Source organism: Chryseobacterium sp. WG23 (assembly GCF_024586575.1).
Classification (GTDB): domain Bacteria; phylum Bacteroidota; class Bacteroidia; order Flavobacteriales; family Weeksellaceae; genus Chryseobacterium.
Genome location: NZ_JALCZE010000011.1, coordinates 61,754 through 75,730, shown reverse-complemented (window position 1 = coordinate 75,730; position 13,977 = coordinate 61,754). Strand labels below are relative to the sequence as shown.

At 35.4% G+C, this 13,977-nt stretch carries 9 protein-coding genes; 7 read left to right on the top strand and 2 right to left on the bottom strand.

Translation table 11 applies throughout. The annotated features are described in order from the left end of the window. The first annotated feature begins 169 nt into the window (after nt 1–169). On the top strand, nt 170–1,906 hold the full coding sequence (locus MP477_RS17030) for a hypothetical protein (RefSeq protein WP_257191316.1): 1,737 nt from the start codon (nt 170–172) through the stop codon (nt 1,904–1,906). Nucleotides 1,907–2,022: 116 nt separating this feature from the next. Here the strand turns inward: MP477_RS17030 and MP477_RS17025 are convergent, their stop codons facing one another. Both MP477_RS17025 and MP477_RS17020 read right to left on the bottom strand, forming a co-directional pair. Then, complete coding sequence (locus tag MP477_RS17025; RefSeq protein WP_257191315.1) at nt 2,023–2,517, bottom strand: hypothetical protein; 495 nt, start codon at nt 2,515–2,517, stop codon at nt 2,023–2,025. Nucleotides 2,518–3,004: 487 nt separating this feature from the next. Next, a complete protein-coding gene (locus MP477_RS17020) occupies nt 3,005–3,271 on the bottom strand; it encodes a LytTR family DNA-binding domain-containing protein (RefSeq protein WP_257191314.1) in 267 nt (88 codons plus the stop codon). 192 nt (nt 3,272–3,463) lie between these two features. Between MP477_RS17020 and MP477_RS17015 the strand changes: the two genes are divergently transcribed. The 6 genes from MP477_RS17015 to MP477_RS16990 all read left to right on the top strand — a co-directional run bounded on the left by MP477_RS17015 (nt 3,464) and on the right by MP477_RS16990 (nt 13,839). Next, the gene (locus MP477_RS17015; RefSeq protein WP_257191313.1) at nt 3,464–4,864 is read left to right on the top strand and encodes a glycoside hydrolase family 28 protein; all 1,401 of its coding nucleotides are present in this window, start codon (nt 3,464–3,466) and stop codon (nt 4,862–4,864) included. A gap of 1 nt (nt 4,865) precedes the next feature. Beyond that, the gene (locus MP477_RS17010) at nt 4,866–8,456 is read left to right on the top strand and encodes a DUF4450 domain-containing protein (protein ID WP_257191312.1); all 3,591 of its coding nucleotides are present in this window, start codon (nt 4,866–4,868) and stop codon (nt 8,454–8,456) included. A gap of 106 nt (nt 8,457–8,562) precedes the next feature. Further along, nucleotides 8,563–10,698: a hypothetical protein gene (locus MP477_RS17005; RefSeq protein WP_257191311.1), complete on the top strand. Its 2,136-nt coding sequence runs from the start codon at nt 8,563–8,565 to the stop codon at nt 10,696–10,698. 181 nt (nt 10,699–10,879) lie between these two features. Continuing rightward, complete coding sequence (locus MP477_RS17000; protein ID WP_257191310.1) at nt 10,880–11,968, top strand: twin-arginine translocation signal domain-containing protein; 1,089 nt, start codon at nt 10,880–10,882, stop codon at nt 11,966–11,968. Between the two features lie 299 nt (nt 11,969–12,267). Beyond that, on the top strand, nt 12,268–13,314 hold the full coding sequence (locus tag MP477_RS16995; protein ID WP_230038362.1) for a GntR family transcriptional regulator: 1,047 nt from the start codon (nt 12,268–12,270) through the stop codon (nt 13,312–13,314). An 81-nt stretch (nt 13,315–13,395) separates the two neighbouring features. After that, complete coding sequence (locus MP477_RS16990) at nt 13,396–13,839, top strand: nuclear transport factor 2 family protein (RefSeq protein WP_257191309.1); 444 nt, start codon at nt 13,396–13,398, stop codon at nt 13,837–13,839. Nucleotides 13,840–13,977 lie beyond the last annotated feature (138 nt).

The following is a 13,977-nucleotide window of genomic DNA, read 5'->3' as shown; positions in this document are numbered from 1 at the left end:
CTCTCTTTAATAAAAAGAAGCCTCTACTCTCATAAAAATGTTATTAAGTATAATAAAGCATGCCAGGAGTTAAGACTATACTTACTCATTGTAACTGTTAAAAAAATAATATTTTAATACGACTCCTTTTGTCGTGTTGCTGATCTACCTTTACTATAAAGAAATAAAAATGAACAACAGCAATCTTCAAAACCAGGACAAAACAGTACCGGCTTCAGAGAGTATTCAGGATAACTCTTTAAATAATACGTGTACTCCATGTGAAAGCTTATATAATGACAGTCAATCATCTGTAGCTTCGGATATCATAAAACGAATTGATAAAAAAACAGGTGAAAACGTTAATTACAGACTATTCGACAATTCTGTCTATAATTTTCCTATTGATGATAATATCTATAAAATATTTGATCAGAATACCTATGTAAAAACATCATTTGCAGTCAATAACACTATATTTTTGGACGAAATGGATGATGTATATGACAATTTTAATGATAAAGATGATGCTGCAAAGTTTGAAAAAGCTATAGATTATCTTAAAACTTTCAAAGGGGGAACCATTAGGTTTTCAAAACCTTTATCCTTTAATAGAAAAGTAGAAGTTTCCGATTTAGTGGGAATTACCATCGAGGGTGTTCAATCTCCATATTCTTTACAGGGTGCCAATTTTAATTATGGATACATAGAGTTTACAGATTCTAATAAGATTGGTCTTGTTATTAATGGATTTAGAGATCTGACTTTAAAAAACATAAATTTTGTCTACAAAAAAGATACAGGTTCAACAGATTACTTATTGGAAATATTTAAAGGATATGATTTTGAAATAAAAAATCTGAAATTTAGAAATACAGTTTTAGGGGGGAATTGCTTAAAATTAGGTAGAGATACAGGGGTATTATGTGCTTTTCAGGGGGATATATCAAGAGTAACCACTGTACAAAATGGCGGAACAGGAATATATACAGGGCAAACCAATACTTCTCTTAATTTCAGAAGCTGCTATGTAGGAGGAGGAAGATGGCACATCAAAGGGACAGTATATTCTGCTTTTATCTCCTGTGCCTGTGATGGGTCAAATGATAATGGCTATGTCATTGAAGGTGGCGATCAGTCAAGAGCCCATACTTTAACGTTTATATCATGTGGAGCAGAAGCTGCCAATAGAAGTGGTTTCTGGGTAGGATCGTATGTTTATAATATTAATTTTATTGCCCCTCATTCAGGAGAGAATAACCAAGGGCTTCATCCGGGTATCGGAGAGTTATTAATGCTTGAGAATAATGGAATCGGCGAACAAGAAGCAATAAGAGTAAGCAATCCGGCATCCTTGAATAAATCTGGAAATGCTGACATCTATGGTACCAGTTCAAGGTGTGCTTTTTTAATATTAGATTCAGTTTATAAAGCATCGTTAGGTAAAGGAATTGATGGAGACAGTGACTGGCGGTATAATAAAGTACTCCAGATAACAGATGAGTCTTTATTTCCAAAAATCGCATCCAATACCATTAATCAGTATGGCAGAATTTCATCCTATACCAGAAAATCAGCAAATATAACAGGAAACCTTAGCGGAACTGAAACCTGGTTTTATTTACAATCAGAAGGAGCATATATTGGAAAAGATACAAAATTGCTTGGCCTTACCATCCAGGTCAATAAAACAATTACTTCTTCTACAGGATCATCTGGAATATTAACTTTTGGTGACGGAATGAATACAAACAGTGATGTTATTTCTAATATAGGATTAGCAGCCGGAAGCAAAATTTTCCACACCTTTAAAAACAATGAATTTGTAGACTTTGATCATCTTGGTATAAGATTTCATATGAATGATAATTCCGTAATAAATGATGGCAACATTAGCCTTGAACTATTCTATGAAAAGTTATATTAACAGGAACAGCACCACTGAATTTAATAGTGAGAAGCAAAAGAACCTTCAGAATTAATCTGAAGGTTTTGCTTTTATCTACCTGAAAAACTGAGATTATTTTGAAACAGGAATACCTGTTAACCGGCAGCAGGATCAACAAGTTCTGTGGTAAGACCTATAAATTTCAGAAGATTCTTATCGTCAAAAAACAATGTTGCATAGTATTTCCCTTTTTTGAAAATCAGCTTTGAGCCGCCTGAAAATGAGCTGTCTTCTCCAAGCTTTTGAACCTTAGCATCATATTTACTGAATTTGATTTTGCTTTCCTGTAATGTCGTTTTGTTCATAGCAAGACCAAAAGGCAGGCCTTCTACAATGATCACTTTATCATCCGGAATATCAAAAAACATTTCGTTGATTACATCATTTTGTCCGAGGCTGCAATATAGTTCCAATCCTGACTTAGTAAGCCACTTGGCATATTTTTCATCATTGGCATCTCCATAGAAAACCGTTTCTGCGTGAAGTGCTTTAGAAACTTTGTCGGTGGTTTGCGGGAAAATAAATTCAGAATTTTTATCCAATAAAGAATGTAAGCCTTCAGCTTTCTGTGAAAATGCAGTTAAGCTCATGAATTGAAAAAGTAGAGTTAAAATGAGGGTGAATGGTTTTATATGCATAGGATTATTTTTTAATGGTAATGTTTGGATATTAAAATTATTACTTGGTCAGATTTCTTGATTTAAATTCTTCTTCTAATGCTTTTTTATCTTTCCTCCATTTGTTGGCTGCAAAAACAGCAAAAAGTAAAGGAAGAAAAGTAAAAAGTCCCAACCCATGCTTTACAGTGCTATAGGCGGCAATACCAATCAGAAATCTAGGATGACCGCATTAGTAATATCGTTAGACTTTTTCTTTTTTATTTTTTCTAATAGTTCCTGATCAGTTAACTCTGATATTTCTTTTTCCATGGTTTGATACAATCTTTGGGTTATTTTTTAGTTTTTTTTATCCTGAAAAATATCTTATACTCATTCATTGATCAGTGAAAATCATCCGTTTCCCGGGCGTCTGCTAAAATACAAAAAAGTACAAATAAACCACTTACTCTATCAAAAATCAGATCATCTTATTCTTGAGTTCTTTATACTTGGAGCAGCCTACAGGCAATACTTCACCCGTTTTAAGCAGTACACTGTAACGGGTACCTATATTGACAAGCACCTTATCCACCTGCAGGAAGTTAACTAAATAGGATTTATGGATTCGTTCAAACTGATCAGGAAGAAGCTGGTGCAATAGCTCAAGGGATTTGTCGTGGTTATTATCTTTTGTCATCACTACAACACTATTCCCGTCTTTAAGGCTTCTCTCATAATGGCACACAAAAACCTTTCAAACTCTTTTTTCAATTAGAAATATGATGTCACCTTCTATTATAAAATATTCCCGGAATCAATTAAAAAATTTAACACCGACAGTGCAGGATAATTTTTAACCATAATTATTTTAGATTGCGATAAAGAAAGAGATTCTTACTATTGATGCGCTTTCTTAAATTAATATTTCTCTAACATTATGAAAAAATATGCTTTAATACTTTTCGCATTCATTATATCAATTCCCGCTTCGGCGCAATACAAACCGTGGACTTCCTCAGAACAGCCTTTAAAGGAAATTGAGGCACTTAAAAAACAAATGGTAAAGCCAAATTTCAGAAATAAGGATTATCTTATTACAGATTTTGGAGCCATTGGTGATGGAAAAACAAAAAATACGGAAGCATTTAGAAAAGCCATTGAAAAGTGTAATGCAGAAGGCGGCGGAAGAGTTGTCGTTCCAAACGGAATATTTTTAACCGGTGCTATTTATTTAAAAAGCAATGTTAATCTTCATTTAAGCGACGGATCTACTATTTTATTCAGCCAGGACAGCAATGACTACCCTATCGTTTTCACAAGATGGGAAGGCATGGAGTGTATGAATTATTCATCTTTAATCTACGCTTACGAAGAAGAAAATATTGCCGTAACAGGAAAAGGAACATTAGATGGGAATTCTGATAACGACCATTGGTGGTTTTGGTGCGGTGCAACAAAATATGGATATAACGAATCCCGTCCGGGAAGACAAAATCCTGCCCGCGCAAAACTTCACGAGTATATGGCTCAGAGAAAACCTGCCCGAGAAAGAATTTTTGGAGACGGATATTATTTAAGACCCAATTTCGTTCAGCCTTATAAAAGTAAAAATTTCTATATGGCGGATGTTTTGGTTAAAAATTCTCCCATGTGGAATTTGAATCCTGTGCTGTGTGAAAATGTTTTGATTGAAAGAGTAAAAGTAATCAGCCACGGTCCTAATAATGATGGTTTCGATCCCGAAGCATGTAAAAATGTGTGGATTAAAGATTCATATTTTGATACGGGAGATGACTGTATCGCTATCAAATCCGGAAGAGATGAAGACGGAAGAGATATCGGAAGACCGGCAGAGAACCACATCATCGAAAACTGTAAAATGAAAGACGGACACGGCGGTGTGGTAATCGGAAGTGAAATCGCAGGCGGAGCGAAAAATATTTACGCCATTGGAAATGTGATGGACAGTAAGAATCTTGACAGAGCTTTAAGGATTAAAACAAGCTCAAGCCGTGGCGGAATCATTGAAAATGTATTTTTCTACAACACAAAAGTCGGCGCTTATAAAGAAGCTGCGGTACGCTTCAATATGCATTACGAAAAACCTGGAAATTATATTCCGATCATCAGAAATATTTGGGTAGAAAACTTAACCGTAGAAAAAGGCGGAAAATATGCCGTTCTTTCTGATGCTTACGAAACTTCTCCGGTAACGGATTTCACGATGATTAACACAAAAATGAATGGAGTTGAAATTCCTTATAAAGTTGATTTCTTAAAAAATGTAACGCTGAAAAACGTAACCGTAAACGGAAAGCCTTTAACTGAATTAAAATAAAATGCGAAAAAAAACCATTTTAGCCGGACTGATTGTTTTATCATCCTATTCTTTTTCCCAGTCTAAACATTGGCAAGGAAACGAAAGAGAACTGCATTATAAAGAAGACAAAGGCGATTTTTTGTTGGTCAACGGAAAATACAGATTCAACCGTGCTTTGTATGGAGACAATCGTGCTTCGCGGGTGGAAGCCGGAGATTTACCGGAATTTGCATTATATCTTCCGGGTATGGGAGGAAATCTTCAGTTTGTAATTCAGAAAGGAAATTCAATTAAAAAATTAATTCAAGCTAATACAATTGAAACCCGTTATCGTCCCGGATCGATGCTTTATACCATTAAAGATCCGATTCTTGGAAATGGAAGCTTAAAATTAACCGTTTTAGCTCAATCAAAAGAAGAAGGTTTGGTTTTAAAAATGGAAATGGAAAATGTTGATCCTTCATCAAAAATTTATGCCGTTTATGGCGGTGCAAGCGGAACGACATTCAGCAGAAATGGAGACATCGGTGCCGATCCGGAATCAGGATTTTATCTGCTTCCTGAATATTGTGAAGGCAATCAGTTTCAAATCAATAAAAACCAGTTTGAGCTTACTTATTTAAACAAAAAAAAAGAAAATCAGCTTATCAACGGAAGTTTTTCAAACGCCAGTTTATTACAATTGACAGATGCGAAAACATTGGAAAAACTGTCTGATTTTACACAAAATAAAGCAGAGCAATCTCCAATAATTTATGCAACTTATTCTGCACAGAAAAATCCTGTTTACATTCAAATTAAAAAAGGTAAATCAGATAAAAATTTTTCAGACGACCAACTTGCAACTATTTTTAAAGAAGCCGAACAATCCCGATTAAATTTAATCAATAGAATTCAGCTAAAAACTCCAGATGCAGATTTGAATAATTTCGGAGCAACATTGGCGGTTGCCGCAGACGGAATCTGGGAAAGCCCGACCTTTATGCACGGTGCTGTTGCCTGGAGGATGAGATTAAATGCTTGGCGAGGAGCTTATGCAGCTGATGTTCTCAGTTGGCACGACCGCGCAAAAGAACATTTTGAAAGCTATGCAAATTCTCAGGTTTTGAAGCCGGATTCTGCGCCCGTTGAAATGGATACACTGTTGCATTTGGCAAGACATAAAGAGAAAATGGGAACTTCGGTGTTTTCCAGCGGATATATTTCAAGAAACCCAAATGACAATTCAAAACCACATCATTATGATATGAATCTGGTGTTTTTTGACCAGATGTTTTCGCATTTCAATTACACCGGAGATAAAGAATTTCTGAAGAAAATGTGGCCAACAATGGTTCGTCACATGGACTGGGAAAAACGAAACTTCAAACGGGGCGACCTTTATGATGCCTATGCCGCAATTTGGGCAAGTGATGCTTTACAATATTCAGGTGGAAAGGTGACACATACTTCCGCCTATAATTACAGAGCCAACCGTGAAATGGAGAAACTGGCGAAATTGATTGGTGAAGATTCTACTCCTTACGAAAAAGAAGCTGAATCTATTTTAAATGCTATGAAAAACCAGCTTTGGATCAAAAAGAACGGTTATTTCGCTGAATTTAAAGATGCTTTGGGTAATCAAATTCTTCATGACAAGCCAGGAATCTGGTCAATTTATCATGTTTCGGACGCTTATATTTTAAATGAATTTGAAAATTATCAAAACACACAATACATCAACAGTCATATTCCGAAGATTCCCATAACAGTACAAGGTGAAAATACCAAAAATTATTATACACTTTCCACCACCAACTGGCAGCCTTATGATTGGTCGATCAACAATGTAGCGTTGGCAGAGAATTTACAAACAGCTTTAGCCTATTGGCAATCAGGGAGAAACGAAGATGCCTTCCGGCTTTGGAAAGGGAACCTTGCCGAAAGTATGTATTACGGAATCAGTCCGGGGAATTTCGAACAGTTATCACATTATGATGCTTTTCGTGGCGAATTGTACAGAGATTTTGCAGATCCAATTGGAGTTGCTGCAAGAACTCTGACAGAAGGACTTTTCGGAGTTTATCCTAAATTATTAGAAAATAAAATTAATATAAAGCCAGGGTTTCCTAAAGACTGGAATTTTGCAGAACTTAAACTTCCGGATTGGGAATTTAAATTTAAAAGAAATTCTAAAAAAACGAATTATTGGTTTAAATCAAAATTTACAAATCCTGTTTCACTTGATTTGTTAATTCCGGTAAACCATTCTCAGATAAAATCAGTAACTGTAAACGGTAAAAAAGTGAAATGGGCAATACAGCCTAACTCTATTCTACAGCCTTTTGTAAAACTGGAAACAGAAAAAGGGAAAGAATTTACCATTGAAATCACCTATTCAGGGGAAGAGTTAACAGCTGAAAAGACCGATTATATAAATTATATTTCTGAAAATCTTCAATTGAATTTAGATCCAAAAAAGAAAATCACCCAAATCTATGATCCACAAGAACTGATTAAAAATTCCCCTCCTCTGGAGGGGTGGCCGAAGGTCGGGGTGGTTAACAACAAGTTTGAATTATCTAAAGAAGAAAGAAAAGGAACTTTTTTCGTTCAGCTGGAACAAAACGGAACGAAATGGTGGCAACCTATAAATGTTGATATTCAATATCCTTTACAAATTAAATGGGTGAATAAAAAATTTCAGATTCAATCGAAATCATCAAACCCGATTAATGGAAAATTGATTATTAATGGTTTTGTTGATAATTTTTCTGTTAAAAAAGATGAAATGAAATTTATTGAGATTCCAACAAGTTCTTTAAGCAAAGGAACTAATTCTGTTGCTCTTGAATATAACGGAATCAAACAAAATATTGAAATCACAGATTGGGAAATTGAAACTCAAGGTGAATTTAATCCCATTTCATTAACCTCAAAATATAACGAAAAAGTAACCCAAATTTTTAATCAAAAATATCTTTCACCAAGGCTCAGCGTCCCTACTCTACAGCTTCCGTGGCAGGGAATTGGAAATTGGTGTTATCCGTTGATCACTGCTCAGATTGACGACAGTGGATTGATGAATAACAGAAAAAACGGTAAAGTTGATTTTCTCGGAATTCCTTTTTTAATTGATAATACAGATAAAAATATTGTCTTTACGAGTCAATGGGATAATTTTCCGGAGTCAGTTGAAATTCCGTTGAAAGGAAAAGGGAAAAAAATCTATTTTCTGATGGCGGGTTCTACCAATCCGATGCAGTCACAGATTACCAACGGAACAATTACCGTTCAATATGCTGACGGTTCACACACAGATTTAGAATTAAAAAATCCGGTAAACTGGTGGCCTATTGAGCAGGATTTACTGGATGATAATTTCGCTTTTGAAATTCCGGATGATAAAATTCCGTACCGGGTAAAATTGAAGACCGGAGAATTATACAAAGGAGGAAGTTTAGCCCAATATTCGGGCATCAAAGGATTCACAGACCGTGCTGTAGAAGGTGGTGCTGCAACTATTCTTGATTTGCCGATTGATCCGAATAAAGAATTAAAATCAATACAATTAACAGCAGTAAGCAACGATGTCGTCATCGGATTGATGAGTGCCACTGTCCTTAAATAAATATAAAATATCAATAGAGACGTTATACATAACAAAAATATCAAGGCTTTAGCCGAAACTTATTTCAAGTTCGACAACGCCTGATTCAATAAAATAAATTAAAAAAATGAAGAAATTAGTCATATATCTGAACCTTTTTTGCATTGGATTTTCTTCTCTCAATGCTCAAAAAATTGACCGTAAAAAAGTCGTTCAGCGACATAATATCGTCAACACAAAAGCTGATACTTTATCTTCTTTAACGGTTGGTAACGGGAAATTTGCGTATACGGTCGACATTACCGGAATGCAGTCGTTTCCTGAATATTACAAGAAAGGTGTTTCTCTCGGAACTCAGTCTGAATGGGGTTGGAACAGCTTTCCAAATACTAAAGATTATAAATTTGAGGAAACATTAAAAGCGTATGATTTCAACAATGAAGGACGTAAAGCATTGTATAGTGTTCAATTAAAAGAACCGGAGCGAAACAAAGGCGCTGTAGAATATTTCCGCGTGAATCAACACCGTTTGCAACTGGGAAATATTGGTCTTGAATTGATTAAAAAAGACGGACAGAAAGCAAAAATATCGGATCTTACCAACATTAATCAAAAAATTGATCTTTGGACAGGAATTATTACAAGTGAATTTTCTCTGGACGGAACTCCAGTAAAAGTCTGGACTGCTTCTTTTCAAAATTCCGATAAAATTGGAGTTAAAATTGAGTCGGATTTAATTTCTCAAAACAGAGTGAAAGTTTTTGCACGCTACCCTTCTCCTACAGGACAATTTTTGGATGACGCTGCTTTTTACGGAAATGAAAACGATCATTCGACAAAAATTATTTCATCAAATCAAACTCACGGAGTGATTGAGCACAAGTTGCAAAGTACTGATTATTATACTCAACTTTATTTCACAGATGGAAAACTACGGGAAGCGGGGAAACATTATTTCGTATACGAACCTTCTTCTAAAAATAAAACAATAGAATTAAGTGTTGAATTTTCATCTAAGAATCCAAAAAGCAGTAAAACACTATTTGCTGATGCAGAAAAAGAAAGCACTTCAGGATGGGAATCTTTCTGGAAGAGCGGTGCTGCCGTTGATTTTGAAGGAAGCACAGACCCAAGAGCCAACGAATTGGAACGCAGAGTTGTGTTGTCAGAATATTTGACAAAAGTTCAATGCGGAGGAAGCAATCCGCCACAAGAAACGGGGTTGACATTCAACAGCTGGTACGGAAAACCGCATACAGAAATGCATTGGTGGCACGGTGTTCATTACGCTTTATGGGGAAGACCTGAAATTTTGGAAAAACAATTGGATTATTATTTCAGATCATTTGACAAAGCAAAAAAATTAGCCGAAAGACAAGGTTACAAAGGCGTTAGATGGATTAAAATGTCTGATAATGATGGAAATGAAAGTCCTTCTTCTGTTGCTGCATTTTTGATCTGGGAACAACCGCATCTTATTTATATGACCGAACTTTTGTACCGTGACAAGCAGGATAAGAAAGTTTTGGAAAAATATAAGGACCTGATTTTTGCAACAGCAGATTTTATGGCAGATTTTGCTACTTATGACAAAGAAAAAAACCGTTATAATCTAGGTAAAGGAGTCATTCCTGCACAGGAAGTTTTCCCTGCAAAAGATACGTATAACCCGACTTATGAAGTGGCCTATTGGGATTGGGCACTGAAAACAGCGCAACAATGGAAGGAAAGATTGGGGCAGCCGAGAGATAAGAAATGGGATGAAGTTATTGCAAAATTAGCTCCGCTTCCCGTCCAGGATGGTGTTTATCTGTCTACCGAATCGGCAAAAGACTCTTTTACATTTCCAAAATGGATGACCGATCACCCTGCGGTTCTCGGTGCATTAGGAATGGTTCCCGAATCTCCGAAACTGGATAAAAAAATTATGAAAAACACGTTGGATATCGTTTGGGAAAGATGGAATTGGGAGCATACCTGGGGTTGGGATTTTCCGATGACAGCGATGAATGCTGCAAGACTTGGACTTCCAAATAAAGCTCTGGATGCGCTTTTTATGAACATTCAGACAAATACGTATCTGAAAAACGGACATAATTTTCAGGATGGTCGCTTGAGAATTTACCTTCCGGGAAATGGCGGCGTTTTAACAACCGTTGCCATGATGCTTAAAGGTTGGGATAGTTCTAAAGGTGAATTTCCAGGTTTTCCAAAAGACGGTTCGTGGAAAATAAAAACGGAAGGTTTCAAAAAAATGCCTTAAAAAATTTTCACATTCATATAGTTGAAGTCTGCTGAAAGGCAGACTTTTTTATGTTCTGATCTTAATTTTTAAAATCAAATAAATAAAGACAGAATAGATAAGTTGAGATTAAACAATTTACCGAAAGTACAGGACAGTCTGCTTATATGTTTATACTAAATTAGCAGTAAATCGAGATAAAATGGACAAGCCAAGACACTTTACACGCAGAGATTTTTTACAGACTTCAACCCTTGGGATCACAGCTGCGGTTCTGGGATTGTCATTTACAGGTTCATCTTCCGACAAACCTTATTTCAGCTTAAAACCAATCGGACGAACTTTTTCATTGGAAAATTATTACATCTGGTGTAATTCTCCGATTTGGGGCGAAGATGGTAAGGTTCATCTTTTCTATTCCAGATGGAAAAAAGAAAAAGGGATGGGCGGCTGGCTCAACGGTTCTGAAATATGCCGTGCAGAAGCCGATTCTCCTTATGAAGAATTCAAGCATAAACAAGTTATTCTTACTCCCCGAGGCGGCGAATTTTGGGATGCCACCACTTGTCATAATCCTTTAATTACCAAAGTAGAAGACGAATATTATCTTTTTTATATGGGCAACCAAAACGGAAAAACAAATACCAAAAGGATAGGCCTTGCCACTTCAAAAAGTCTTGACGGAGATTGGCAAAGGCCTGAAGTACCTCTGCTTCTTCCCGGGGAAAAAGGCTCATGGGACGACCATTGTACTACCAACCCTGCTTTTATAAAAGGAAATGATGGTAAATTCTGGCTTTTTTATAAATCCTGGAACACTGAAGAATATGAAAATCAAAAAGGTCCGGTGAGAGGAAACCGAAAATATGGACTGGCAAAGGCTGATCACCCTGCAGGTCCTTATGAGAAAATAAAGGAAAATCCTGTCATTGATTTTTCATTGCAGCCGAACAATGCCCAGCTGGAAGATGCCTTTATCTGGAAACAAAACGGAAAATTCCATATAGTGGCCCGTGATATGGGATTTTTTAATCATGAATACGGTTTACATCTAACTTCCAGGAACGGTCTTCAATGGTCCCAACCGAAAATCGCTTATCTTAATATGAAGACTTATATTAAGGAGCCTGCACCACCTAATCATTTAAAACGATTCGGGAGATTAGAACGCCCCATGATTTTAATGGACAAAGACGGTAAGACTCCTAAATTTCTATTCGGAGCCACGCAGGGAGGAAAGTTCGAAACGTCTACCTCTTTTGTCTTTGAAATTATAAACACTAAAATTTAATTCCAAAATCCATTTTTGTGTTTTTTTGCTTTACAGGAAATAAACTTCAGATTAAGTATAATCAAACGGCTTTATTATAGTAAGCTATACTTAAGTTTTTACACCTTTATATACTAAAATTGTATTTTTCCGTTATATTATATACCGGGATAGTCACAATTATAATAAATATGTAAACATTTACAATCATTAAAAGCATATCAAAAAAGTTATTATAAAATTTTTGTAACTTGCCTTACACCGTTCGTAACTTTTGAATTATTTTTTAAACTGAAATAAATATCTCCTATTTTAATATCATGTCTGAAACATTTGAAATAATAATCAATGAGCATTCCCGAGTTCCTAAATACAAACAGATTGTAGATTCTATCCTTAATGGAATTGACAGTGGGGAGATCAAAATTGGGGAAAAGATTCCTTCTATAAATGAACTCAGCGAATCCTGCTTTCTTTCAAGAGATACTGTAGAAAAAGCGTATAAAGAGCTCCGAAAAAGGCAAATCATTGAATCTGTAAAGGGAAAAGGTTATTATATATCCCGTATTAATAAAAATGATGTTATCAATATTTTCTTTCTAATCAATAAACCGAGCACTTATAAAATGATGATCTATAATTATTTCGTCAATGCAATCGGTACCAAAGGCAATGTTGAGATGTATATCTATCATTGTGACGAAACACTTTTCATCAATTCCTTAAAAAAGAACCTGGGCGGATTCGATTATTATGTGATCATGCCCCATTTTAGGGATGAACAATCTAAACACACCAGCTCCACACAGCAGGTGTTGGATATGATTGAACAAATACCGAAAAATAAATTGCTATTGCTGGATAATACCAAGCCTAATATTTCCGGGGAATACGGCTCTATTTTTCAGGATTTTGAACATGATATCTACAACGCTTTAAAAGAAGGTTTAGATAAAATAAAGAAATATGAAAAAATAATTTTAGTGTATCCCGATAAATCCATTCACCCCTATCCTTTCCGTATTGTGCGTGGTTTTGAGAAGTTTTGTAAGGATTTTAAGCTTGATTATGAAATTCTTGACGAAATTTATCCCGACATGGAACTGCAGGATAAGGATATTTTCATCACCATTCGGGAACGTGATCTGGTGAATTTAGTTAAACAAATCAGGCAGAAAAATCTGAAATTGGGTGAAGACATCGGCATTATTTCCTACAACGAAACTCCGCTTAAAGAATTGCTTGGAATTACTGTGATTACTACAGATTTTAAAGCCATGGGAGAATCCGCAGCCTATATGATTTTAAAAAATAAAAAGGAATCTGTAAATAATGTTTTTAAATTTATTCAAAGGGATTCTTTGTAGATTTTTTTTTTAAATTAAAAGCGCAATCGATTGCATTTTAATACCTACTATATAAGCTTACTACTTAAATATTGCTTAATTATGATTAAAAAATTAATTTTTGCCACGACTTTTTTAATGGCACTTTCTGTATTCGGACAGAAAAAGAATGATAAAGACGCGGTTTCTGATGCTGCTGAAAAATTAAGATCAGCAATGATAAGTGGCGAAAAATCAGCCTTAGAATCTTTGATTTTACCGGAATTAACGTATGGACATTCAGGAGGTCACATAGACGACGCAGCAGAATTTGTCGATAAATTAGTCAGTAAAAAGTCAGATTTTGTAACCATTGATATTACCGATCAAACGATCAATATTGTTGGCAATACAGCAATTGTTCGCCACCATTTTTATGCAACGACTGCTGATTCTGGAAAAGCTCCGGGTGATGTAACATTGGATGTATTGTTGGTTTGGGCAAAAGTGAAAAACGACTGGAAATTGTTGGCAAGACAGGCTGTGAAATCTGAGAAGAAGAAATAAACTTCTAAATTGTAATAAACAAAATTCGCAAGGTTGTCTTTGCGAATTTTATTTTGAACCGTTTAGTTTAGTTTTTTGATGCAAAGTTTTATTTAAGATCCTGAATATTTTAAGTTAGCAAAGAATGGAATCAATAAA

Coding starts and splice junctions, on each gene's coding strand:
- MP477_RS17030 (WP_257191316.1), top strand. CDS start 170: ATGAACAACAGCAATCTTCAAAACCAGGACAAAACAGTACCGGCTTCA.
- MP477_RS17025 (WP_257191315.1), bottom strand. CDS start 2,517: ATGAGCTTAACTGCATTTTCACAGAAAGCTGAAGGCTTACATTCTTTA.
- MP477_RS17015 (WP_257191313.1), top strand. CDS start 3,464: ATGAAAAAATATGCTTTAATACTTTTCGCATTCATTATATCAATTCCC.
- MP477_RS17010 (WP_257191312.1), top strand. CDS start 4,866: ATGCGAAAAAAAACCATTTTAGCCGGACTGATTGTTTTATCATCCTAT.
- MP477_RS17005 (WP_257191311.1), top strand. CDS start 8,563: ATGAAGAAATTAGTCATATATCTGAACCTTTTTTGCATTGGATTTTCT.
- MP477_RS17000 (WP_257191310.1), top strand. CDS start 10,880: ATGGACAAGCCAAGACACTTTACACGCAGAGATTTTTTACAGACTTCA.
- MP477_RS16995 (WP_230038362.1), top strand. CDS start 12,268: ATGTCTGAAACATTTGAAATAATAATCAATGAGCATTCCCGAGTTCCT.
- MP477_RS16990 (WP_257191309.1), top strand. CDS start 13,396: ATGATTAAAAAATTAATTTTTGCCACGACTTTTTTAATGGCACTTTCT.